This is a genomic window from Longibacter sp. (assembly GCF_051155795.1).
GTDB lineage: Bacteria > Bacteroidota > Rhodothermia > Rhodothermales > Salinibacteraceae > Longibacter.
The window spans coordinates 1-23,785 of sequence record NZ_DAXETW010000014.1; the positions used below are offsets into that span (position 1 = coordinate 1).

At 62.7% G+C, this 23,785-nt stretch carries 19 protein-coding genes and 1 pseudogene; 10 read left to right on the plus strand and 10 right to left on the minus strand.

Annotated elements, in window-relative coordinates:
* The 4 genes and pseudogenes from ACFCU0_RS02655 to ACFCU0_RS02670 form a co-directional block, all read right to left on the minus strand.
* Nucleotides 1-740 (minus strand): annotated as a pseudogene (locus ACFCU0_RS02655) (M1 family metallopeptidase); the annotation flags it as partial.
* Between the two features lie 73 nt (nucleotides 741-813).
* The gene (locus tag ACFCU0_RS02660) at nucleotides 814-1,350 is read right to left on the minus strand and encodes a hypothetical protein (protein ID WP_434972113.1); all 537 of its coding nucleotides are present in this window, start codon (nucleotides 1,348-1,350) and stop codon (nucleotides 814-816) included.
* A 102-nt stretch (nucleotides 1,351-1,452) separates the two neighbouring features.
* Entirely contained in the window at nucleotides 1,453-2,103 is a 651-nt protein-coding gene (locus ACFCU0_RS02665) for a hypothetical protein (RefSeq protein ID WP_434972114.1), read from the minus strand.
* Between the two features lie 127 nt (nucleotides 2,104-2,230).
* On the minus strand, nucleotides 2,231-3,913 hold the full coding sequence (locus tag ACFCU0_RS02670; protein ID WP_434972115.1) for a S41 family peptidase: 1,683 nt from the start codon (nucleotides 3,911-3,913) through the stop codon (nucleotides 2,231-2,233).
* A 551-nt stretch (nucleotides 3,914-4,464) separates the two neighbouring features.
* Between ACFCU0_RS02670 and ACFCU0_RS02675 the strand changes: the two genes are divergently transcribed.
* Both ACFCU0_RS02675 and ACFCU0_RS02680 read left to right on the plus strand, forming a co-directional pair.
* Entirely contained in the window at nucleotides 4,465-5,091 is a 627-nt protein-coding gene (locus tag ACFCU0_RS02675; RefSeq protein WP_434972116.1) for a hypothetical protein, read from the plus strand.
* Nucleotides 5,092-5,194: 103 nt separating this feature from the next.
* Nucleotides 5,195-6,397: a phosphopentomutase gene (locus ACFCU0_RS02680; RefSeq protein WP_434972117.1), complete on the plus strand. Its 1,203-nt coding sequence runs from the start codon at nucleotides 5,195-5,197 to the stop codon at nucleotides 6,395-6,397.
* 41 nt (nucleotides 6,398-6,438) lie between these two features.
* Here ACFCU0_RS02680 and ACFCU0_RS02685 read toward each other — a convergent pair whose 3' ends face one another.
* The 3 genes from ACFCU0_RS02685 to folP form a co-directional block, all read right to left on the minus strand.
* Nucleotides 6,439-7,116: a protein-L-isoaspartate(D-aspartate) O-methyltransferase gene (locus ACFCU0_RS02685; RefSeq protein ID WP_434972118.1), complete on the minus strand. Its 678-nt coding sequence runs from the start codon at nucleotides 7,114-7,116 to the stop codon at nucleotides 6,439-6,441.
* A gap of 60 nt (nucleotides 7,117-7,176) precedes the next feature.
* Entirely contained in the window at nucleotides 7,177-7,986 is an 810-nt protein-coding gene (cdaA, locus tag ACFCU0_RS02690) for a diadenylate cyclase CdaA (protein WP_434972119.1), read from the minus strand.
* A 146-nt stretch (nucleotides 7,987-8,132) separates the two neighbouring features.
* The gene (gene folP, locus ACFCU0_RS02695; protein ID WP_434972120.1) at nucleotides 8,133-9,029 is read right to left on the minus strand and encodes a dihydropteroate synthase; all 897 of its coding nucleotides are present in this window, start codon (nucleotides 9,027-9,029) and stop codon (nucleotides 8,133-8,135) included.
* Between the two features lie 626 nt (nucleotides 9,030-9,655).
* On the opposite strand from folP, the gene ACFCU0_RS02700 reads away from it, so the two are divergent.
* Together ACFCU0_RS02700 and ACFCU0_RS02705 are read left to right on the plus strand one after the other, a co-directional pair.
* Entirely contained in the window at nucleotides 9,656-11,197 is a 1,542-nt protein-coding gene (locus ACFCU0_RS02700; protein WP_434972121.1) for a GH3 auxin-responsive promoter family protein, read from the plus strand.
* A gap of 426 nt (nucleotides 11,198-11,623) precedes the next feature.
* Nucleotides 11,624-12,463 (plus strand): sigma-70 family RNA polymerase sigma factor, encoded by an 840-nt coding sequence (locus ACFCU0_RS02705; RefSeq protein ID WP_434972122.1) that lies wholly within the window; start codon nucleotides 11,624-11,626, stop codon nucleotides 12,461-12,463.
* Nucleotides 12,464-12,664: 201 nt separating this feature from the next.
* Here ACFCU0_RS02705 and ACFCU0_RS02710 read toward each other — a convergent pair whose 3' ends face one another.
* Nucleotides 12,665-13,387 carry a tetratricopeptide repeat protein gene (locus ACFCU0_RS02710; protein ID WP_434972123.1) on the minus strand — a complete coding sequence of 241 codons (723 nt, stop codon included), beginning with the start codon at nucleotides 13,385-13,387 and terminating at the stop codon, nucleotides 12,665-12,667.
* Nucleotides 13,388-13,541: 154 nt separating this feature from the next.
* On the opposite strand from ACFCU0_RS02710, the gene ACFCU0_RS02715 reads away from it, so the two are divergent.
* Nucleotides 13,542-14,291 (plus strand): HlyD family efflux transporter periplasmic adaptor subunit, encoded by a 750-nt coding sequence (locus ACFCU0_RS02715; protein WP_434972124.1) that lies wholly within the window; start codon nucleotides 13,542-13,544, stop codon nucleotides 14,289-14,291.
* A gap of 46 nt (nucleotides 14,292-14,337) precedes the next feature.
* Here ACFCU0_RS02715 and ACFCU0_RS02720 read toward each other — a convergent pair whose 3' ends face one another.
* Complete coding sequence (locus tag ACFCU0_RS02720; protein WP_434972125.1) at nucleotides 14,338-15,783, minus strand: ATP-binding protein; 1,446 nt, start codon at nucleotides 15,781-15,783, stop codon at nucleotides 14,338-14,340.
* Nucleotides 15,784-16,141: 358 nt separating this feature from the next.
* Between ACFCU0_RS02720 and ACFCU0_RS02725 the strand changes: the two genes are divergently transcribed.
* The 4 genes from ACFCU0_RS02725 (at nucleotide 16,142) to ACFCU0_RS02740 (ending at nucleotide 21,123) form a co-directional block, all read left to right on the plus strand.
* Nucleotides 16,142-17,545: a cystathionine beta-synthase gene (locus ACFCU0_RS02725; protein ID WP_434972126.1), complete on the plus strand. Its 1,404-nt coding sequence runs from the start codon at nucleotides 16,142-16,144 to the stop codon at nucleotides 17,543-17,545.
* A 157-nt stretch (nucleotides 17,546-17,702) separates the two neighbouring features.
* Nucleotides 17,703-18,023: a DUF3467 domain-containing protein gene (locus ACFCU0_RS02730; RefSeq protein ID WP_434972127.1), complete on the plus strand. Its 321-nt coding sequence runs from the start codon at nucleotides 17,703-17,705 to the stop codon at nucleotides 18,021-18,023.
* Nucleotides 18,024-18,175: 152 nt separating this feature from the next.
* Entirely contained in the window at nucleotides 18,176-20,494 is a 2,319-nt protein-coding gene (locus ACFCU0_RS02735) for a M66 family metalloprotease (protein WP_434972128.1), read from the plus strand.
* A gap of 44 nt (nucleotides 20,495-20,538) precedes the next feature.
* The gene (locus tag ACFCU0_RS02740; protein ID WP_434972129.1) at nucleotides 20,539-21,123 is read left to right on the plus strand and encodes a hypothetical protein; all 585 of its coding nucleotides are present in this window, start codon (nucleotides 20,539-20,541) and stop codon (nucleotides 21,121-21,123) included.
* 77 nt (nucleotides 21,124-21,200) lie between these two features.
* Here the strand turns inward: ACFCU0_RS02740 and ACFCU0_RS02745 are convergent, their stop codons facing one another.
* The gene (locus ACFCU0_RS02745; RefSeq protein ID WP_434972130.1) at nucleotides 21,201-22,286 is read right to left on the minus strand and encodes an LptF/LptG family permease; all 1,086 of its coding nucleotides are present in this window, start codon (nucleotides 22,284-22,286) and stop codon (nucleotides 21,201-21,203) included.
* 293 nt (nucleotides 22,287-22,579) lie between these two features.
* On the opposite strand from ACFCU0_RS02745, the gene sucC reads away from it, so the two are divergent.
* Nucleotides 22,580-23,758, plus strand: coding sequence for an ADP-forming succinate--CoA ligase subunit beta (sucC, locus tag ACFCU0_RS02750; RefSeq protein WP_434972131.1), 1,179 nt, complete (start codon nucleotides 22,580-22,582; stop codon nucleotides 23,756-23,758).
* The last annotated feature ends 27 nt before the right edge of the window (nucleotides 23,759-23,785 follow it).

The following is a 23,785-nucleotide window of genomic DNA, read 5'->3' on the forward strand; positions in this document are numbered from 1 at the left end:
AGGAAGGGATCCGTCATCCAGCCGGTGACGTCATCGTAGACGGTCATCTGCGGGTACCAGTAGGCGATGAAGACGAGGTCGTCGCCGTCGTAGCCCATCCGCCCGCTCGCGCCGGCCTGCGGGATGGTAAAGCTGTATTCGATCTCGATCGTCACCGATTCGCCGGATGCAAGCGGATCCGTCGGGGCGATCAACAGGGTGGTGTTGCGAACGAGGTAGTGGGGGTCGTTGCCCTCTTGCCGCATGCCCTGTCCTTCCGACACCTCAGTGCCGTTGATGGCGACGCTGCGTAGCTGGATTCCGCCCGTAACCTCCGAAATCGTATTGCGCTCCACGCCTTCGGCATGCAGGTTCTGCGCAAGCTCAAAAAAGAGACGCGAGAGGGCGTCGGGAGAGTTATTTGTGTACTCGATGACGGCCGTCGCCTCGACGCGTTTTTCTTGCGGGAGAACCGTTGCGTCGAGGTCGTAGCGGACGTCCTGCGTCCAGTAGGCGTTGCCCGGTTCGCCCGTGCGCGTCCGGGTTCCGGCATCGACGGCGGGTGTAAACCCGTCCGCCGCGGTGAGCGGGTGCGGTAGCGGTCGGTCGGGTCGAGCGTCGACCTCAGAGGGAGCCGGTGGTGTTGGCGACGCCGCAGGGTCCTGCTGGGAGCGATCGGCCGCGTCCGGCATCGAAGCGCAGCCGGCGGTGAGGATCGTCGCGAGGAGAAGGATGGGCAGCCAGCGTAGACGGGCCGTCATAGACGCGAGACGAGTGGGTGCGTGGGGTGGCGGGTCGTGCGAGACCGGGACCGGCGATTCTCCGGCATGAGGCTTACAGTTCCGGGTAATCGATCAGGGGGGCGGGAAGATCCTCGTTCTCGCGGAGGACCGGCATGTTGGGCATGATCTGATAGGAGAGCACGTGCCAGGCCCCATCATCGTCGCGGCGAAGCAGAAGGAATTCGGAGAACGTCCCGAGGTCGTACTCGCCCTCGACGATGAACGTGATGAACGGACCTCCGTCGAATTGCTCCATGGACGGGCGAAACTGCGGGAACGGCTCGTCCCGGGATGCCGGGGCCTCGATGTACTGGCGTGCGCTGTCAAGCTCCGCGATGAATGCGTCTCGCGCCATGAGATCCGGCACCTTTCCGCGCAGACGGTCATACGCCTCTCCGAAAGCGTCGGCATCGATGAGGGAAAGAAAACTCTGGACCGTGTCGGCGGCAGCGGCCTTCGCTTCGTCCTGCTCGGCGGCGCTGTAGGCAGCCGAGGTCGTATCGGGAGCCTGCGCCGATGCGGCAGTTGGGCAAACAACGAGAGCGATCGTAACGGCCAGAATAAGGCCTGCGGAGCGGGGGCAATGCATAACGGACGTGGTAAGTCGGGGAGGGACAGTGGACGGCCTCCCCTACGAAGACATTGTCCAGAAGGTGCATTTCGACCGATCCCTGGCCTGCGTGTGCCGCTCTCAAGAAGCCGGCGGCGTCCGATGGAAGAGGACCGCCGTCAAGGCCGTTGCGAGGGGAAGCAGGAGGCCGTAGCCGGCGAGTGCGACGTTTTGAATCGGCATCCACCCGGTGAGGGGCCCGGCGCTACCGACCAGGCAGAGAAGGCCCCCGATTCGGTAGGACCAGCGCGCCCGGCGGGCCGCGGGCGAGCCCGTGCAGACGGTTGATAGGCAGATCATGGTGAGACCGATCAGCAGGTCCCACGCGACGTATTCGACGGCAAAGAGCTGCGAGGGCCAGACGAGGCGATCGTCTGCGATGGCGCCGGCACGCTGCATCTGCCGTACGGCTGTCAGCTGGACGAAGTGGACGGCGATCGTCAGAGTCGCTGCCGACCATCCCGCGCCCAGGGCGAGGAGTGCGTAGATGCGCTCTGGTGCGGCTGACCAGGCGTAGAACGCAGCTACGAGTCCGCCGAGGGCCAGGGCCGACCCGATCGTCAGTGCCTCCATGAAGGCGAGGTAGGGATCACCAATCGGATCGGTCGGGGAGGACTCGATCCATAGCCACAGCATGATGACTCCCATGTACACGATGCCGATGGCGGTCACCGCGCCCGCGCTGGCAAGACCGACTCGGCGTGCGGATGGTGTCCACGTTGGAAAGGCCACGAGTCCATCGGGATGATCGTTCGAATAAAAGCGTGTTCAAATAGAAGCGGCCGCCGGCACGGAGCCAGCAGCCGCTTGATGTTTGCAATGCCGAGACGCGGATTCTGCGTTGGAAGATCCAGCGTCGTCAGTTCTGGTTCGCAGAGGACGTCGTCGACGCGTGAAACTCCGACAACTGGTCGGCTCGATCCCAGAGCGTGAGCGCCTGCTGGAAGGTCGGATCGACCGAATTGAAGATCGGATACATGGCGCTGGAGCCGTACAGCTGTCGGGCAATATTGCCCTTCAGGTGCGTTCGCACGTACTCGCGGGCCTCATTCGCTTCGGATTGGGGAAAGACCGCTTCGGCACGGTTGACCGAATCCGGGTTCGCTGTCAACGACATTCCCTTGTCTTCAGCGAAGGTCCAGAATCTGTCGACGACGTCGTTGGGGACGGCGTAATTGGCAGCGAAGGCTTGCGGCTTCTCGCCCCAGGCTTCTCGGATGTCCGTCTCCCGCTCGGGGAACCAGTCGATAATGAACGCGAGCGTAAGACCCGATCCCGACACGAATCGTTCGATCGAGGACGTGTCCGGCTTCACGATGTAGTCCGGCAGGATCCCGCCGCCTCCGAAGACCGTCCGGCCGTGGTCTGTTTCGTAGGCCAGCGAGTCCGGGATGCTCTCCTTGTACTCGCTTGGGTTGAAGAGCGCTTTCTCGTACGAATTGAATTTCTGGTCGTAGTAGTCCTGCTTATTGCCGTCCTCATACGGCGTCTGGATGAGGCGACCGACCGGCGTATAGTAGCGGCCGACGGTCATCTGAAGCAGGCTGCCGTCATTCAACTCGAACTGCTTTTGTACGAGCGCCTTACCGAAGGTTCGCTCGCCGACCAGGAGGGCTCGGTCGTGGTCCTGAAGTGCGCCTGCCAGGATTTCGCTGGCGGAGGCCGATGCGCGGTTGATCAGCACGATCACCGGCTCCTCCTCGAACATGTCGCCGCTCGTGGCGCGGTACTGGTTGTTGATGCTCGGATCCCGTCCTTTCGTCTCGACGATCATCATGCCGCGGCTGAGCATTTCGTCCGCGATCTGGATGGCTGACTGCATCACGCCGCCAGGGTTGTTGCGGAGATCCAGGACGAGGCGCTCCATCCCCTGGCTGTTCAGGTCTTTGAGCTTCTCCATGAACTCCTCGTAGGTCGTCATCGCGAACCGGTCAATCTTGATGTAGCCGGTTCGGTCGTCGATCATGTACGAGCTGTTGATCGAGTAGAGCGGGATTTCCTCGCGACGAATCGTGTACTGGAACTGCTCGCCGACGCTCGGGCGGTAGAAGGTGACGTCCACTTCCGTTCCGACCGGTCCCTTCAGCCGTTTCTGAATTCCGGTGGAGGAGAGATCGATGGCGGAGGAGTCTTCGATTTCGACGATCCGATCGCCGGCCATCACCCCGACGCGCTCGCTCGGGCCGTCCGTGATCGGCTTCACGACGCGCGCGGTGTCATTCGTCACGTCGAACATGATACCGATCCCGCCGAAGGAGCCTTCGTAGCTCTGGCGCACTTCCGGTACTTCATCCGAGGGGATGTAGCTGGAATGGGGATCCAGCTTTTTCAACATCCCCGCGATGCCTTCCTCCGCCACGGCCTTCGACTCAACGGGGTCGACATACTGGCGATTGATGATCACGAACGCGCGCTCCAGCTTCTTCAACTGCTCGAAGGCGTCGCCGTCGGAGACGTAGGAGTTCAGCGACACGCCCAGCACGGCGCCAAGCAGGACGAGAGCAACGGCCGGGAGAATGTAATACCGGTGGATGCGCTTCATAAAATTGGAAGTGCGACCCCGGAGGGTCATTAATGGCGATAGCTTACGTCACGGTGGCCGGCCGGGCGGGACACCCGGCGTCGGTGATATGTGCAGACAGGTCCGACGACGCTACGCGTTCCGCCGTGAGCGTCATCCAACCGGGGTGACAGATGTCCACATCCACCATGTCACTGATATTTCAAACCCGACGGTTTGTTGCACGCTCCGTTCGGCGAATAGACAACGGGATTGGAACGTGACACGTCGGTTCCAACTCGTCGGATGCGGCGACGCCACCAGGTGGGAGCAACATGCCGGCTGTGCGAAGACGAGGCAATCGCGTGTCCGGTGGCACGGTGCCGGCGAAAAGCCACCCGCGCCAGTGCTGCGTTGATATCGCGTCGGACGCGTGGCTGGGTTCAGTCATTGGGGTGGGAGCGAACGATCCGACAACGGGCGGGGTACCATGCATCAAAGGCAATGCCACGAATGCGCTGATGTGTGGCCGGCCCTCGGTGCTTCGAGGGCTGGCGCGTGGCACCGCGTCTTTCGAACGACTCCCCGGAGCGATGCCCGCCGTAGCAGACGACACCGTCAAGCGATACTACTACATCTACGACAGCCGGGAGACGCGCACCGTGGTCGTCGACCGCACCACCGGGGAGGAATTCCTCTGGGAGGATGATCCGCGCGCTCCGCTGCTGGCGCATGTCGTCAGGAAGCGATCCGGCCGGGCGCTGCGGCACTTTGCCGTCTGGTGTGCCCAAGAGGTCACGCCTGAAGGAAGCGGTACCGGCGAGAGCAACCACCCTGCGCACGAGCTGACGTCGGCGACGCGACGACTGCTCCGCGTCGTTCGACACCGGCTGAACGAAGGGGACGGCGGGGCGTCGTTCGGTGATGTTCGGCGCGAGACCTCCGACGTCGTCGTTCGCGCCGCGACCATCGGGCTTGCTCAGATGGACCCGGAGGCGGCGCGGCTCCTGACCGTCCAGGCGTGCACCCATGCCTCCCCCCGGCGTGCTGCCCTCGATGCCGCGCACATGGCCGAGCGATACGCTGAGTTTGTTGCCTTTGCGGAGCGAGATGCGGGTGGTGGCACCGGCGACCGACCGGCTCCGGACGCTGCCGCGCGAGCCATGCGCCGCCGACAGATCGACGCGCTACTTGATGGCCTACTCCAGGACGGCGAGTAAATCGCAGCGGAACCCTTCGGTCGTTCGTCCCTACGCCCCGGGCCGTTTGCCGCAGGGGCATCCGGCGGCACCTTCTCGACCCACTCCTCCTCACCAGATCATTATGGCTCTTTTCGTCTCGATCGTGCTCGACGGCGTCGGGGTTGGCGCCCAGCCGGACGCTGCAGCGTACGGCGATGCCGGCAGCAATACCCTCGGACACGTCTGTGCCTCCGAACAGCCGGACCTACCGAACCTGGAGCGGTTGGGGCTCGGCAATCTGGCGCAGCTCGCGACGGTCTCGCCTGTCAGCGAGCCGAAGGCGTACGTGGGCCGCATGCGCGAGGTGTCTGCGGGGAAGGACAGCACGACCGGCCACTGGGAACTGGCCGGCCTGTGTCTCGACGAGCCGTTTCCGACGTATCCGGATGGATTCCCGGACGATGTGGTGACGGCGTTTCTGGACGCGACGGGGTGCTCCGGCGTTCTCGGAAATCGGGCCGCTTCCGGCACGCAGATCGTGCAGGAACTCGGCCTAAAGCATTGCCGGACCCGGAAGCCCATCATCTACACGTCGGCCGATAGTGTCTTTCAAATCGCGGCTCACAAGGACGTCATCCCGCTCGACGACCTCTACGAGATGTGCCGCATCGCGAGGGAAGAGGTGTGTATCGGGACGCATGCCGTGGGCCGGGTGATTGCGCGTCCGTTCGTCGGCTCGGACGGTGACTATACGCGCATCTCAGAAGAGCGGCGCGACTTTGCACGTCGGCCGCATTCGGCGCCTGTCCAGGATGTACTGCAGCACCACGGGGTGCGGACCGTCTCCGTCGGAAAGATCGCGGACCTGTTCGCCCGGACGGGGTTCGACACGTCCGTGAAGACAACCTCAAATGCCGACGGGATTCGCGCGACGATCGAGCAGATCAACGTCTACCGTGACGACCCGCAGCCGACGTTCATCTGGACGAATCTGATCGATTTCGACCAGGAGTACGGGCATCGGAATAACCCCGCTGGATTCGCCCGGGCGCTCGAGGCGTTCGACGCGGCTGTGCCCGACATCATCGCTGCGCTGCCGGGCGATGCGCATCTCGTGATCACGGCGGACCATGGGAACGATCCCACCACGAAGAGCACCGACCACAGCCGGGAGTTCGTGCCGCTTCTGTATCTGCGACCGGACCGCACCCCGGCGGCGAGCGCGTGGGATCTCGGGCTCCGCCCCTCGTTCAACGACCATGCGGCGACGATCGCGGACGTCCTCGACGTGTCGTTCGACACGAAGGGGGCCTCGTTCGCTGTGACCGAATCGGTCAGCGGGTAGACGGGAAAGAGTGAGCTGTCACGGGACGGCGGGCGTGGCGACTACGCCTTGTCCTCGTCGACGAGTGGCACGAAGCGAAAGGAGTGGAATTCTTCTCGCTCCAGGTCATGCGGCCCGGTTCCCGTCTTCCGGATGAGCGTCATGGTCTGTCCACCGGAGCTGCCCACCGGGATCACGAGGCGACCGGCGCGATGTGTATCGTCCGCTGCCCGTAGCTGTTCAATCAGCGCATCGGGAATCTCCGTAGCGCCGGCGGTGACGACGATTCCGTCGTAGGGGGCGAAGGACGGCCATCCCTTGGTGCCATCGCCGTGCTTTGTCGTGACACGATACCCGAGCTGGTCGAGCAGAGCGCGCGTTCGCTGCAGCAGGGGCTCATGCCGTTCGATGGAAAAGACACGCGCCCCGAGCTCGCACAGAACCGCCGCCTGGTACCCGCTGCCCGTCCCCACCTCGAGGATGCGGTCGTGTTCCCGCACCTCCAGAAGCTCGCTTTGATACGCCACTGTGAAAGGCTGCGAAATGGTCTGATTCAGACCGATCGGGAGCGCCTCGTCCGCGTACGCTCGCGGCTGCATGGCGTCTTCGACGAACAGGTGCCGGGGGACGGCATTAATCGCCTGCAGGACCCGCTCGTCGGCGATACCGCGTTGCCGAAGCTGATCGACCAGCTGCTGACGCTGGCGGCGAAACTTGCGTTCGTCGCGTGATTCAACCATGGAGACGGATTCGGTGGGTGGGGGCGAGGGGACAAGGGGCAGTGGGGGACGGCAGAATGGTCAGGCCGACACCCGCGTTCGGTTGCTGGCAGTGGCGGTGACGCCCGTCGACTTGACGGAGAGGGCGTTCGAAAGGTACGTGCTCAGCTCCTCGGGCGTAATGTTGGAAATGAGTGCGCCGTCGCGGGAGACGCTGATGTTGCCGGTCTCCTCGGAGACCACCACGACGAACGCATCCGTCTGCTCCGTGAGGCCGACGGCGGCCCGGTGGCGGAGGCCGAGCTGGGGGCTCAACTTCATGCTCGTGGACACCGGCAGGATGCAGCGTGCAGCCTCGATCCGGCGACCGCCGACGATCACGGCACCGTCATGCAGCGGGTTCTGTCCGTAAAAAATCGTGAGCAGGAGGTCGCGGGAGACGTCCGCACCCAGCGGTTCGCCCGTCTCAATGTAGCTTCGTAGACCCGTTGTTCGCTGAAACGCGATGAGCGCACCGGTCTGGGTAGAGGCCATCTGCTCCACCGCCGCGACGGTCTCGTGGACCACTTCGCTTTGGTCCGATGAGCTCACGAATCGGCGAACGATCGGGTTCTTTCCCAGGACCAGCAGGAGGCGACGAATCTCCGGCTGAAAGATGACAATGACCGCCAGCAGAAATACCTGATTGAAGTAGTTAAAGACCGTGCTCAGCACAGTCATGTCGAAAGCCAGCACCACGCCCTGGACGGCAAAGAGTGCAAGCAAGCCCACCGCAATTTGAACAGCGATGGTCCCCCGCATCAGCTGGTAGAGCTGATACAGGATGAACGCGACGAGTGCGATCTCGAACACGTCGCCAAACCCGATCCGGAGGATATCAAAAAGAGTCAAAAGCGGGGCTTGGGACCGTTCAAAAATAGAAGGCCGGTTATAGGTGTTGGACCGACAACCGGAAGTAGCGTTTCACGTGCCGTCGCGCTGCTCTTCAAAGGCACGACTGCAGGCGAATGATCATACGCCGCGCACGCCTCGCTCGGTCAGCTGTTAAGCGTCGCGTGCATGGCGTGGAGAAACTCGGCCGTGGGGCGGACGTCGTGGGTCCGGATGACGGTCGCGCCTCGAAGAAGTGCCACGGCCGTTGCGCCGAGCGTACCGTAGAGACGCTCGTCCGTCGGGACGGGCGACGAATCGGTACCCAGCAGCTTTCCGATGGCGGATTTCCGCGAGATCCCGGCGAGAACGGGATATCCAAGGTCCAGGAGGTGGTCGATTCGGTTCACCAGCCTCAGGTTCTCGGCGACGGATTTTCCGAACCCGAATCCAGGATCCGTCATGATGTAATCGACGCCAGCCTCCTTCGCTCGATCGATGGCCGTCCGCAACGTGTCGAACACGTCCGTTTCGAGATCCTCGTAGTCCGGTCGCTCCGTGAGGTGGCCGGGGGCGCCGGCCGAATGCATGAGGATGATTGGGGCCCCGTAGGTTGCCGCAACGTCGGCCATCTCCGGGAACTGGCGCAGGCCGGTAACATCGTTGATGATGTGGGCACCGGCATTGAGCGCGGCGTCCGCAACGGCCGGCTTGTAGGTGTCGATGGACAGAACTGCGTCGGGGAATCGCTCCGCGATGGCGCGAATCACCGGGACCACGCGGTCCATTTCCTCCTGTTCTCCGACGGGGTCCGCACCGGGACGGGTCGACTCGCCCCCGATGTCGATGATCGATGCGCCTTCCGAAAGCATCGCCGCCGTCCGCGACACCGCCGAGTCGACCGTTACAAACTGCCCGCCGTCGGAAAACGAATCCGGCGTCGTGTTCAGGATGCCCATGAGATGTGCCCCGCGGTCGGGGCCTCCAGGTCGCAGGTCGAGACGGTGACCGCGCGCGTCGATCACGAAACGCGTCGATGAATGGTCGTCCGGGGCGTGGCTCATGGCGTGGGGGCGGAGGGCGAGAAGGGACGGTCCAAGGCGGCAGCCCGGACGTCAGGATGCGGTCATCCGACTTACGGTGATGGATGCCCGGTGCCGGACGGTGGAAATCAGGTTCCTTGCGCCGTGGTGATCGCAGCGGCGTCGGATCGACGTGCACCTCGAACGAAGCACATGCCGGCGCATCATCATAATTCCGGATCGCGGTGAATCATGGTATCGGAATCGTGAGTACCGGAATCGTGACCGAGAGCGTTGCCCGGCAGGCGGTGGGATCGCGAACTTTTTAACCACGAAAGGATAAACAAGCGCGTGCTTCAACTCAGGGCATCGCAGCATTTTGGCTGAAAATTTTCGCGGATGGACTCTCCGAGTGCGTCTTTTTCGAAACGAGTCCGTTCTTCTTGCGCTTGATACAGTAGCAACTTCAATACAGTAGCGACGTCGAGTTCTCATACGCCGACCGATCCCGCCGAGTGCTTTGCTCGCCAGTGCTTTGGTAGCTATCGGCTCCCGTACCGATCGTGCCTGTACCTCCTTCCAGGCTGGCACGGGCAATGATTGCTCATAGCGGTCATGTATAAATTTAACTCGAGTCGTTTCGACGATTCTCACCTGCATCTCCATCAATGGACGACGTCCTCCGTTCCGCTCTTCGCCGTCTCGGCCCCTTGTCCCGGGTCGAATCGTTCAAACGAGAGCCGGTTGCCACGCAGCGCCGTTTGCTCCGTACCCTCCTCCGCACCGCCGCCGACACCGAATGGGGGCAGCGGTATGGCTTCCGCGAGATTTCGGAGGCCGAAGATGTTGTTTCCGCCTATCAGTCGCGCGTCCCGTTGCATGATTACGACGACATCCGGGAGGACGCCACCCGGGTTCGCCGTGGGGCCTCGGATGTGATGTGGCCGGGACGCATTTCCAACTTTGCCGTTTCCAGTGGCACGGTGAGTGACGGGAAAATCATTCCGGTGAGCGAGGAGATCATCAACAGCAACCGCGCTTTCAGTATGGGCGTCGGGTTTAACTACCTTGTGGACACGTTCAACGTGCAGCTTCTCCTCGGAAAGCATCTGACGCTTCCGGGGCGCATAGAGGAGGACGAGAACTTTCCCGGCACGCTGGTAGGAGAGATCAGCGGGCTCCTCGCCGAGAACGCGCCGGGATACTTCCGCGCCATCTTCCAGGCGGTGCCGAACGAGGTGTCCTTCATCCCGAACTGGGAGCAGAAACTTGAGAAGATTGCGGAGCGGACGTTCGATATGGACATTCGTCTGCTGGTCATGGCGCCGACCTGGGCGCTGGTGCTTTTCGACAAACTGATTGAGGTCTACAACCGGCGCACCGGTGCGTCGGCGTCGACAGTCGGCGAAGTCTGGCCGAATCTGCAGCTCTTCATCGGGGGTGGGGTCGCCCTTCGGTCCTACCGCGACCTGCTGGAAGCGCAGATCGGAATCGACATCGACTTTCTCGAGACCTACGGCGCCTCCGAAGGCTTTTTCTCCTTCCAGAACGAGCTGGACGATCCGTCCATGCTGCTACACCTGGACAACGGCGTCTTCTTCGAGTTCGTGCCTGCCGAGGAGCAGTACAGTGACAACCCGACACGGCTTACGATCGAAGACGTCGAGCCCGGTGTTCGCTACGCCCTGTATATCACCTCATGCAGCGGGCTCTGGAGCTACGACGTCGGTGACGTGATTCGCTTCACGAGCGTCGACCCCTACAAAATTCTTGTGGCGGGACGGACCAGCGAGATGCTAGATAAGTATGGAGAAGCGGTCTTCGGCGACGAGGCCCGGACGGCGATTCAGCATGCGTGCGATGAAACCGGAGCGCACGTTTCCCACTACCATGTCACCTCCCGGACGATCGAGGACGGAGACCTTCCGGGTCATCAGTGGTTGATCGAGTTTGACACCGAGCCGGCGGACCTCACCGCCTTCGAGGGCCTGCTCGACGCCCATTTACAGGACGTGAACCGCCACTACCAGATCCGCCGCGAGGCCCATGCGTTTGCCGGTCCGTCCGTGCATGTTCTTCCGGAAGGTGCGTTTTATCGCTGGCTCAAAGCCACGAAGGAAAACATCAGCGGACAGACGAAAGTGCCGCGGATGAGTGAAGAACGAGACGTGGCCGAGGAAATTTTAGACGTTCTCGGTATGAAACGTTGACTTTGGTCGGAGGATGAGCGAATATAATCCGTTTGGCCCGGAACAAGACGTTTCGCAACTCGTGGTCAGTCTGCGGTACACACAAAGGTAATTTACAGCCCTGTTACTGATTTGACGACCTGGCTATCCGGGTTGTTGATAACCGTCTCCGTCCGCGAGGCGGGCCGGCTCGCCACCGGTTCCAGTACCAGCGGGTCTGCGCGCATCCGCAAACGTCGGGACCGTGCAAGGCCTGGGGGAAGAGGAAGGACGCTCTTCCGCTGTACGCCACCCTGCTCGAACGGAGGTTGCCCCGTGCGTCCTGCACCGGATGGATGCAGTGGGCAGGCCTGGCCTTGATCTGTGTACCCGGTCGTGCGCAGCCCTCCCGCGCAGACCCCGTCCTTATCGCTTACGCTATCGTCACGACAGACCGACAGGAGCCATATGTACGTTCCGCGCGAGCAACGGATGCTGGACCAGTACCTCCAAGAGATTGGGAAAATCGATCTCCTTGAGCCGGAGGAAGAGGTCGACCTGGCCCGGCGCATCAAAGAAGGCGATGAAGAGGCGCTTCATAAGCTGTGTCGAGCCAACCTTCGTTTCGTCGTCTCCGTCGCGAAGAAGTACCAGGGACAGGGCCTTTCCCTTTCCGACCTGATCAACGAAGGTAACTACGGCCTCATCAAGGCCGCCAAGCGCTTCGACGAGACGCGCGGATTCAAATTTATCTCCTACGCCGTCTGGTGGATCCGCCAGGCGATCCTGCAGGCGCTCGCCGAGCAGAGCCGCGTCGTCCGTCTTCCGCTGAACCGGATCGGCACGATCTCCAAGATCCGGAAAGCCAGCGCCCGTCTCCAGCAGGAGCACGAGCGGAAGCCCAACATCGAAGAGCTCGCCGAAGAGCTCGAGATCGACGTCCGAAAGGTGCGCGAGGCCATGCAGCATACCTCCCGTCACCTCTCGATGGACGCCCCGTTCAACGAGGAGGACGACAACAGCCTGCTGGACGTCCTGCCGGATGAGGAGAGTGACAATCCGGATGATGAGATGATGGGCGAGTCGGTGAAAATCGACATTGAGCGCGCCCTGAGCATGTTGCACGATCGTGAGGCGGAAATCACGCGCCTCTACTTCGGGATCGGACGGGAGCACCCGCTCACCCTCGAAGAGATCGGCAAGCGGTTTGACCTCACCCGAGAGCGCGTTCGTCAGATTAAAGAGAAGGCGTTGCGCAAGCTTCGCCAGCGGCACCGGCGCGAAGATCTCCAGACACACATCGGATAACCCCGACCTGCCCCCCGACGCCCTGATCGAGATCGATACGATTGCGTATGTAGAGAAGCATCTCCCGGCGACGGCGCTCGCCCGTGCCGGGTACCGCGCCTGACCGGCGTACATACTGGTAGTTTTAGCGAAAAGGACGCCCTTCTCCGCGGATGGGCGTCCTTTTTCGTTTCCGCGCCCGGCCATCCGACGACCGCAACCTTACTCCGAGGGCTCGCGCCCTGCGTCTTCGAGTGCACGCAACTGCCAGATGGCCGACGAGTCGCCGTGGGTTGCAGCGCGTCGCAGCCAGACCATCGCAGAGTCCGGATCGCGAGCCGTTCCATATCCATCTTGATAGAGAAACGCGAGAAATGATTCGGCGGCTGCATGCTTCTGGTCTGCAGCCCGATGCGCCCACCGAAACGCCGGGCGATGAGCCCCGGCTTCGAACCGCGACATGGCCAGTCGGTACTGCGCCTCCGCCAGCCCGGCAGCGGCCGCCCGTCGCCAGTGGTCCAGCGCGGCCGTCGTGTCGCGTGTCACTCCGTACCCGCGGTAGTGCATCTCGCCAAGTGCAAGATCGGCGTCAGGATCGCCGGATCTCGCGGCCTCTGCGAGCGAGGGCGCCGCGGAAGCAAACCAGCGCCGGGCCGCTGCCGTATCCCGACCGACATAGCCGACGGGCGATCCGCCGGGGCCGGTGAACGTACCGGAACGGAGCACGGTGGCCAGCTCGTACATGGCGAACGGATGTCCGTCCCGCGCCGCCCGCCGGTACTCGAACAGCGATTCTTCGAACCGCTCCGCCGCGGCGTGTTGGCGCGCCCGTTCGTATGCCCGTTCCGGGTCGGTTTCCCCTCCGCATCCGACGAGGGCTACGAACCACAGGCCAAGCGCCAGACAGGCAGAAAGCACGGTGGAGTGGGAAGGGGCGGGCGTCATCAACAGGGAGGGAGACCGGGGAGAGCCGCTAAAGGAATCGAAAACGCCCGTCCCGTCCGGAGGATTCGGCCGTACGCATCTCGCACCAAACGCCAAGCGCCGCATGAGGGGGACGCATGATCGCAGTTCGTCGGGGTCTTCCCGCGAACAGTATTTGGAATTGCCGGACATTCCGGATACGGGAGAGGCGGGCACGCACTTCGTCACGCGGATCGTCGGAATCACGTTCGCAATCCTCGTGATACTGGCAATTGCCGCGGTGCTCGTCGGTCTCCTCGTGAAGGTCGATCTGACGGTAGAGGCCCAGGGTGTTCTCGAACCCATGGAGGTCCGATCCGTCAGGGCAACCGGGAGCGCGGATGTCGTGGACGTATCCGTCGCGACCGGGGACACCGTTGCAGAAGGGACGGTGCTGGTACAGCTCGACGGGAAGGACGGTCGCCGGTCCCTCCGTTCTCCTATGGGAGGGGTTATCCGCACGGCCAACGTCGAAGGGTTGATCGGCCGTCGCGTGCGTGCCGGAGACACACTGATCGAAGTGGCCGACGTGACCGCCTGGCGTGCCCGCCTCGCGGTCTCGGAGCGAACCGTTCAACGGGTGGAGGTCGGAGACTCCGTCCGCGTCGACGTTCTCCCGCTACGATCGGAGCGAAAGAAACTGCTTCCGGGAACCGTACGTCGGGTCGGCGTCACACCGGTCGATACGTCCACAGGGAACGTCCCCCGGGGCGCCTCGGGGGGTACGATGTATCAAGTGGACGTGCACCTCGACTCCACCGCGGTCCAAGCGGTTGGGCCGAGTCGTCTGCGAGACGGATACAGCGTGCAGGCGGACATCATCACACGCCGGGACCGCGCGTTGTCGATCGTGTGGAGCTACTTGAACGATGGTGGCGGCTCGTGAGCTCCTGTCGACGGTGACGTGTCGAAGCATGCGGCCATAGGCATCGCTACTGAACGAAGCGCTGGATGGTCGCCTGTAGTTCTTCCAGTTTAAAGGGCTTCGACAGGACGGCCTCGACTTCTTTTACGGCCTGATCCGTTTCCGTATACCCGGTCAGGAGGATGACGGGAAGGCCCGGTCGGCGGTCGTGCAGGACGCGGGCAAGCTCCGCTCCCGTCATCTCCGGCATCCCGAAATCGGTGAACACGATGTCATACGTGTTCTCCTCGATCAGTTCGAGCGCCTCGGCGCCGGAATCGGCGAGGTCCACGTCGTGCCCTTTGAGGGAGAGCAGCTGGGTCACGATCGACCGCACCATTTCTTCGTCGTCAACGACCAGTACCCGCGCGGCGTCGGCCCGGGTCTTCTCTTTCGGCTTCTTCTCGGGGAGCGATCCGCCGGACGGCGGAAAGGTAAGCCGAAACGTGGTTCCGTCCCCCGGCTCAGTGTCGACGTCGATCCGCCCTTCGTGCTCCTGCACGATGCCGTAGCTGGCGGCCAGGCCCATGCCGGTCCCTTTGTCGCCCTTCGTCGTGTAGAGCGGCTCGAAGATGTGGCGTTTCGTCTCTTCCGTCATCCCGATCCCGGTATCTTCCACCTCCACGCAGACATTGTCGGCGTCATCGGTGAACGACGCCACGCGGAGCGTTCCACCGTCCGGCATAGCCTGAACGGCGTTCAGGATCAGGTTGACGAACACCTCACGGAGTTCGGACGGGACGCCCTGGACGGGAGGTACGCCGTTTAGATGCTCCTCGATCGTGATCTCGATGCCCTGCCGGCGCGGCTCGTTGTGCCAGTACGGCTGAGTGAGCGTGATCGAGTCTTCCAGCAGCGTGGGGAGATCCAGCGTCTCGAAATGCGCCTGGGTGTCGCGGCGAATGTACCGCTGCAGCTTCTCGATGAGCGCCGCACCGTCCTCGGCCGCCTGTTCGATCGTCGACAGCGAGTCGCGAATAGAGTCGGCCGACAGCTCACTCGTCGCGCGCTCCTTCAGCAATTCGATGTGGCCGATGAGCCCGCTCAGAAGGTTGTTCAGGTCGTGCGCGACCCCCATGGTCATCCGCCCGAGGGCTTCCATTCGGTGTCGCTGCGTCTGGCTAATCATCCACGACGATGGCTCCGCCATGACCTCGCCGGACACCGTGACGGCCGCAATGGTCCCCTCATCCCCGTTCACTGGTTGTCCGTACACCGGAACGAAATGCAGCAGCACAGGCAGCGGCTCATCGCGCTCCGGGGTGGCGGCCGACACCACCTGGTTGGTCACGAGCGTCCCCGTCGCGGCTTCGAGGACCGCTGCGTTGGCAAGCTCCTCATCGCTGTCGGAGAGCTGCGCCCACGGGTCCTCCATCGTGCCAAGAACCGATTGCCACGCCGTATTGCAATGGGTCGCTTCGCCGGTGGGCGCGCACGTGGCAACGAGTAACTCGGTTTCGACAGTGGGAAGCATAGCATCCGGCAGGGGCTGAGGGAAGCGAACATGCGCTTCTTCAAAGCTACGACGCGTCGGCGAAAAATCAACCGAGTCCGGGCCCGCGACCGCCTTTTCGCAGGCGCAGATTCACACGGGCACCGAGGAGGGTTCACGCGTAATCCCCAGCCCCGCTTGTGATCGCGACATCGCGGTTTTGTATAATGCGACGTGACCGGTTCCCGTTGCGACGTCGCCCGAATCGAATGCGATGGTCGGGACCGGCAGAAACATTTGCGGCGGGTCGATGGTGCGCACAGCGTACACCTGATCGGCTAAATCGCCGGTCGACCCGCCTGCAACGGTCTTCTTCTCCGAACGGATTTCGATACGCACCATGTGGCACGATAACATTCTCGGCGCGATCGGCAACACGCCGCTCGTGCGCATCAATAACGTTGTGGGTGACCTCCCGTGCACCGTTCTGGGGAAAATGGAGTTCTTCAACCCGGGCGGCTCCGTGAAAGACCGGATCGGCGTGACCCTGATCGAACGGGCCGAACAGGAAGGCAAGATCGAACCCGGCGGAACGATTGTCGAAGGAACGAGCGGCAATACCGGCGCCGGTCTCGCCATCGCGGCGATCGCGAAGGGGTATAAGTGCATCTTTACCACGACGGACAAGCAGAGTCAAGAAAAGGTGGACGTCCTTCGTGCCCTCGGTGCCGAAGTGCTTGTGTGCCCGACGAACGTGGAGCCGGACGATCCGCGATCCTACTACTCCGTGGCGCGCCGGCTCGCAGAGGAAATCCCGAATTCCGTCTACCTGAATCAGTACGACAACAGCGCGAATCCGAAGGCCCACGTGGAAACGACCGGGCCGGAGTTGTGGAAACAGACGGAAGGCCGCATCACGCATTTCATCGCCGGGGCCGGGACCGGAGGTACGATCAGCGGCACCTCCCGCTATTTGAAGGAGCACAATGACGACGTGCAGGTGATCGGCGTCGATCCGATGGGCTCGGTCTTCCACAAGTACTTCCACGAGGGCGTCTTCGACGAGGACGAAATCTATCCTTACTTCACGGAGGGGGTCGGCGAAGACATTCTCCCCGAAAACATGGACTTCGACGCGGTCGACGATTTCGTGCAGGTTGACGACAAAACGTCGATGCAGATGACCCGTCGCCTTGCCCGGGAAGAGGGGCTTTTCATCGGTCAGTCGTGCGGCATGGCCATGGCCGGCGCGCTTCAGTGGCTGAACGATCATCGCGATGATCTTTCGGAAGACGATGTCGTCGTTGTTCTGCTCCCGGACTCCGGCTTCCGCTACCTCTCGAAGACGTACAACGACGAGTGGATGAAGAACCACGGGTTCCTCGAGTCGCGGCCCGAGGTAACCGCCGATCAGGTCGTGAGCGCCCGCAAAACGCCGCGAACGGTCATTTCGGCATCACCGGACGACACGATCGGCGCCGTTATTGAGCGCATGACGGAGCAGAGCATCTCGCAGGTGCCGGTGGTCGACGGTGACGACGTGGTCGGAAGCGTGACGGAGTCCCGGATTCTGAACCGCCTGGTGGAGAACCCGTCCGCACGCGACGAACCGGTCAGCACCATCATGGGCGAACCATTCCCCGTCGTTCCCGCCTCACTGCACCTTGATCACCTCACATCGTATCTGGAAGGGGATACCGGCGCGGTCCTGGTCGAGCGTGACGCCGGATACACGGTGGTCACCAAAAGCGATCTCATCAGCGCGCTCGCACGCATGGGGCGGAACGGCAACGGCGCCTCGTGACCCACATTTTGCCATATAGGCCGTGAGATTGCGCCGGTGCCGTTCATTCGGGCCGGCGCTTTTGCGTTGCCGTGACGGACTTTCGCAATTGGACGGGACGTTGGTTTCCTTCAAGCCGACATCACCGCAACTTTGGACCACTCGCCCACTCGTTCTGATGGAAGATTTTGGCGCTGCGCAGGACCCGCAGGAAATGAATATCGAGATCGATGAAGAGACGGCCGAAGGCACGTATGCGAATCTCGTTATGGTATCGCATACGCCCGAAGAGTTCGTCATCGACTTTATCCGCATGGTACCGGGCGTACCGAAGGCGAAGGTGAAACACCGCGTCCTCGTGACGCCCAGCCATGCCAAACGCATCCTCGCGGCGCTGGAGGAGAATGTCGAACGCTATGAGAACGCGCACGGCGAGATCGACCCACCGGACCGTCCCGATCGCCCGATGAACTTCGGCGGCGGCGTCGGAGAAGCCTGAGCGTGAACCGCTGGTCCCCGGAACCGGGGAACGAGATTTGCATGTTACCGTGGTGTGAACGTCAGATTTATCCGTTCACTCCGTAGTAGATCGCACCCCTTTTTCGAGCAGGCCGCGACGGTTGCTCGCCCTACCCCCAGCTTCGTGACAGGATGACTCGATCTAAGCAACGCGCCGGTGCCTCCGTGCGCCCGGTCTGGATAGCCGTTTTGATTCTCGGTCTTGTGACGCTCTGGAGCGGCTGCTCCGACGCTCTTCTCGCGCCCGAAGTAGAGGTCTCTCGGTTGGACCTGCAGCCGGTAGACTCGCTCGTCACGCAGGGCGACACCGTTCAGGTGAACGTGCTGGCGTACGGCGAGGACGGCAAACGTATCGACGACAAGCCGGGCTGGACGGCATCCTCCGTGGTGTACATCAGTGACAACTCGGAGGTGATGGCGATCGAGAACGGCGTGCCGGTGGCAGCCGGAGGTGGCGAGACCGTGCTCCGCGGCGCGCTGGGCGATCTTTCCGGATCGACGGCCATCCGCGTGAACCCGGCGGAACTGGACGTGACGGTCGACGCAGAGATCGTGCAGAGCGACGTCTCCTACGACGATTCGGGCAAGCTGGAGCCCTACACGCCGGCGACGGTGAGCGTCACGGTGAAGGCCGATCAGGAGAACTTTTTTCGGCCCCCGGTAGAGTTGCTGATCTACAACAGTGGGACGCTGGAGACGACGATCCGGCAGGAGGCTCCCGGACGCATTCGCACGGGTAGCGATGCAGACGATAGATCGAACCGGTGGGAGGTGGATCTACCGGGCGAGTACGTGCGGGAAGGGCTGGAGCTGGCTGTCCGACTCGACCCGGACGACAACCTGCCGGCAACGTCGTCGTCCGTCCTGTCGTTTCCGGCGGACGGCACCCGGCTGCCGGTCGACGTGCGGACGCTGCAGTTCGTCCAGGTGGAAGGCTTTCTCGTTACCCAGAGTACCCAGCGGCTCGACGGGTCGATTCCCCTGGTTGCAGAGCGTGACGGTTTACTTCGTGTTTTTCTCCGAGGCGACCCGGGAGCCAACGATGGGTCCTTCCGCCCGAGCGTGCGTGCCATCTTTTACGAAAATGGGTCCGTGATCGAGACGGTCGACATTTCGGGCACAGGCCCCATCCCGCCGTCGATCAACCGGGCCGACTTCGACGCCTCCTGGAATGGCGTCGTCCCTGGGTCGCTCCTCCGCCCCGGCGTCTCGGTGCAGCTCGTGGCCGTGCCGGAGCAGCCGGTCGCGCCCGGCGATCCGCGGATGTACCCGCGCGACGGCGACCCGGAAGCGCTGGATGTGGAGAACGTACCTCGGTTTGACATCACGCTTGTGCCCGTCGAGTACGAACCGACCGGCTCGCGCGGAAACGTGGATCCCTCGAATGCTGAACTCTTCCTCAGTGAGCTCCGACAGATGGCTCCGCTGAGCGATATCGACTGGGAGGTCCGCACACCGTTCATAACCAGCACCGCCCCGACGTCCCTCGCGAACTGGTCGTCGATCCTGTCCGACATCCGGGCGCTTCAACTCGATGACGGACGGGGACGCTACTTCTATGGCGTTCTCCCCGGGGATGTCACTCAGAACTACGGCGGCCTTGGGTACGTCCCGGGACGGGCCTCGATCGGGTACGACCGGCTTCCCTTCGGAATTGGAGTTCTTGCTCACGAACTGGGTCACAACTTCGGCCGCAGCCATAGCCCGTGCGGCAACCCCGGCAATCCGGACGCAAACTACCCGTACTCGCGGGCCGACATCGGCGTGCCCGGTTACAACGTTGAGACGGAAGAGTATTTCGCGTCCGGGACGCAGGACTTCATGAGTTACTGCAATCCGGTGTGGATCAGTGATTATTCGTACGAAGGAATTCTCGACTATCGTCGTGCGACGGAAGGCCGTCGTCTTCAGAAACAGGCGGCTGACGAAGTGCTGCTGATCCGCGGGACGCTCTCCCCGGACGCGGTCACGCTGGACGCGGCCTTCCCCATTACCGCCCGGCCCGTTCGTCCATCCGGATCGGGGCCGTACGTGCTGGAAGGACGCGATGCGCGTGGGCAGACGCTGTTTTCCACGCGCTTCGACGGGGAAACCATCTCACACCTGCCGGATGGTTACTCGAACTTTGTTTTTGCGCTGCCGACGCGTGAGATGGAGCTCAGCCGGCTCGCATCGCTACGTGTGAGTGGCAACGGCCACTCCGCCTCGCTACAGGCGACCGGCGCCGCCAAGTCCGCATCGGACCCGCAGGTATCGCTCACGCCGGACGGGTCGGGCACGCAACTGACCTGGGATGCCGACCGCTATCCTGAGGTTCTGGTTCGGGATGCCGCCAATGGTGACATCCTGACCTTCGGCCGCAGTGGACGTGCGTTCGTGCCGACGACGACGGTACTCGAGGTGACGTTCTCCGATGGCGTCTCCACCGTCCCCCGCCGCGTCCAACCGTAGATCGGTAGCGGCCCACCTTCCTTCCCCCGACGGATCGATTCTCTATGTCACAGCGACTTTTCTCTCCTGCGTTCTGGATTGTGCTACTCGCTCTGAGCGCCGGAGCGTGCTTCCCGGCTCAGGCGCAAGATGGACCCTTCTCCCTCGAATTGCAGACGGGCACCACCGTCGGGGCATATGAACAGGCCCGATCCGGACTCACCGTTCAACCGTCCCTCAGTCTTCGGCTCAATGCAGGATACGCGCTGGCGCAGCGATGGGGCGTGTACGCAGGCCTTGAGCGGAGTGCGTTCGGATGCGCGGGCGGCTTTTGCTCGGGCGGGGATGTCACGTTCACGACGTACGGCGGCGCCCTGGGACTGCAGTACGGCGATATCGGGGCGTCCGGAGCCTGGGCACGCCTGGGGGCGATCTACCAGCAGCTTGGCATCGACGCTCGCGACTACGCCTTCACCAGCGATGCGGGACTCGGCGCCGAGCTTGAAGGGGGCTACGCCTTTTCGGTGTCCCCCCGCGTCCGCATCGCGCCCGGAATTCGGTATGCCCGCTACAGCGTTGACGCCGACGACGGATCCACCAGCGCCGTCGTCGTTATCGCTACGACGGTCGGACTCCAGTATCTCTTCTAACGACGCTTCTCGATGGCAAGGCAACACAAAATGCCGGCTCCTTGGGGGCGGCATTTTGTGTTTGCGGGTGGGGCTTTCTACTTCCGGGTGCGCCAGAGGACGACCAGTGCTATGACCGCGAACGCGACGTGGGGAAGCCACGCGGCGACGGCGGGAGGCAGCGCCCCGGCGTACCCGAAGGGTTCGGCGAGCTTCTGGAGGGCGAGATACACGAACGCCGTGAAGAGCCCAATGGCGAAGCGGGTCGCCTGCCCCCCGCGCCGGCGAACGGCAGCAAGCGGGACACCGATCAGGACGACGATCAGGTTGGCAAACGGGTAGGCGTACTTCGAGTAGTAGGCGACGAGCGGTCGACCAAGGTGTCCGGCTCCGGATCGTCGAAGTGCGTCCAGGTAATCCGATGCCACCGGAATGGTCATGGCCTCGACATCGCGCTGCGTTCGAGCGAAGTCCCGCGGGTAGATCTGCAGGGTCGTGTCCGTACGGGTGGTGTCCTGTTCGCGAACCATCCCCGACGGGTCGAACCAGCGTCGCGTCACCGAATGGAGGGTCCAGGTCTCGGTCGAATCCGCCCAGATCATCCGCTCCGCGTCCACGCGGTACGCCAGGTGGTTCGACTCGTTGAAGCGCTGGATGGACACCCGATGGCCGGTATCGTCGCGCCGATCGTAGTAACCGACGCTCACGATCGTGTTGGGGCCGTTCTGCCGGTGCACCTCGCTCACGTCGACGGTGCTCGAATTCGGGTGCAGGTACTCGTTGTCATATTCGACAACCGTTTCGTTGGCTTTGGGCACGACCCAGCCGTTGAATCCGAACATGAGAACCGTGACGAGTAGGCCCACGCTTACGTACGGGACCATCAGGCGGTACAGCGATACGCCGGACGTCTGGAGCGCTGTCAGCTGCAGTTCCTGCGCCAGCTTCCCGGTGTGGTAGATGCACGACAGGAACAGGGCAAGGGGGGAGGTGAGCCGGACGATCTCCGGGATGTAGTTCGGATAGTAGACGAGAAAGACCTCTCGGACGGTGGCACCCCGATCCAGAAAGTCGTCGCTGTATTCGACCCAGTGGAGGACGATAAAAAAGACGATCAGTGCCCCGACGAAGAGGACGAAGCCTTTGATCAGGCGGGCAGCAATGTGGCGTTCAAACCGCGTCAAGAGAGTGGGCGCCGGTGAAGCAATCAGACGGGTGAGGCATTACGCAGGAGAGGCAGACGGGTTTTGCCTACGATGGGCCCGGCCCGATTGCCGCGACGTATGCGTCCACCGCAGGGAGACAGATATAGCCGGGGGGATGGGCCGCGGGTCAACCGGGTCCGTCAGACGGTCGCTTGGTGCTCGCGTGGAAACGATGGGAAGATTCCCGACTGGGCGCAGGCATGGTAGATTCTTTGTCGAGGGGCACATACTTTACTCGCCCGTTCCCTGATCACGCAACACGTCCCGCGTTCATGAAACTCCACGAATATCAAGCGAAAGACATTCTGAACGAGTACGGCGTGGCCGTCCAGCCCGGCGTCGTGGCCGAGTCGGTCGATGAAGCGGTCGCAGCTGCCAGGAACCTCGAGGAAGAGGGCGCCAGCATGTTCGTCGTGAAAGCCCAGATTCATGCGGGTGGTCGCGGGAAAGGAGGCGGTGTCAAGCTCGCCAAGTCGGTCGAAGAGGTCGAAGAGCACGCCTCCAACATTCTGGGGATGAACCTCAAGACTCACCAGACGGGTCCGGACGGACAGCTCGTCCGCAAAATTCTGGTTGTGGATGCCGTTGATATCGAGCAGGAATTCTACGTCGGCGTCACGCTTGACCGCGAGAAGAGCATGAACGTCATCATGGTCTCCAGCGAGGGCGGCGTGGAGATCGAAACGGTGGCCGAGGAAACGCCGGAGGCGATCCACAAGGCATGGATCGATCCGACGATCGGGCTCCGTCCGTTTCAGGCGCGGCGTCTCGCTTTCGCGCTCGGACTCGAGGGAGATGCCTTCAAGCAGGGCGTTCGGTTCATCATGGCGCTGTACACGGCATATGAGGAAACCGACAGCACGCTTGCGGAGATCAACCCGCTCGTTCTGACCGGCTCGGGCGACGTCATTGCGGTCGACGCGAAGATCAACATCGACGATAACGCGCTCTTCCGCCACGACGACATTGCGGATATGCGCGACATCCACGAAGAGGACCCGACCGAGGTTGAGGCCGGCGAGTACGGTCTCAGCTACATCAAGCTGGACGGAAACGTCGGATGTATGGTGAACGGCGCGGGTCTGGCCATGGCGACGATGGACATCATCAAGCTGGCAGGCGGCGAGCCGGCGAACTTCCTGGATGTCGGTGGCTCGGCCAGCGCGGAGACGGTTGAAGCCGGCTTCCGCATCATCCTCAAGGATGACAACGTGGAGGCTATTCTCGTCAACATCTTCGGCGGCATCGTCCGGTGCGACCGGGTCGCCCAGGGTGTAATCCAGGCGGCGAAGAACGTCGATATCACCGTTCCGCTGATCGTCCGCCTGCAGGGCACGAACGCGGAGGAAGGCAAAGAGCTGCTCGATGAGAGCGATATCGAAATTGAGTCGGCGGTTCTGCTGAAGGAAGCAGCGGACAAGGTCCAGTCGGCCATCGGCGTGGCGCAGTAGAAACGTACATTCGCAGCCGGGACAGTC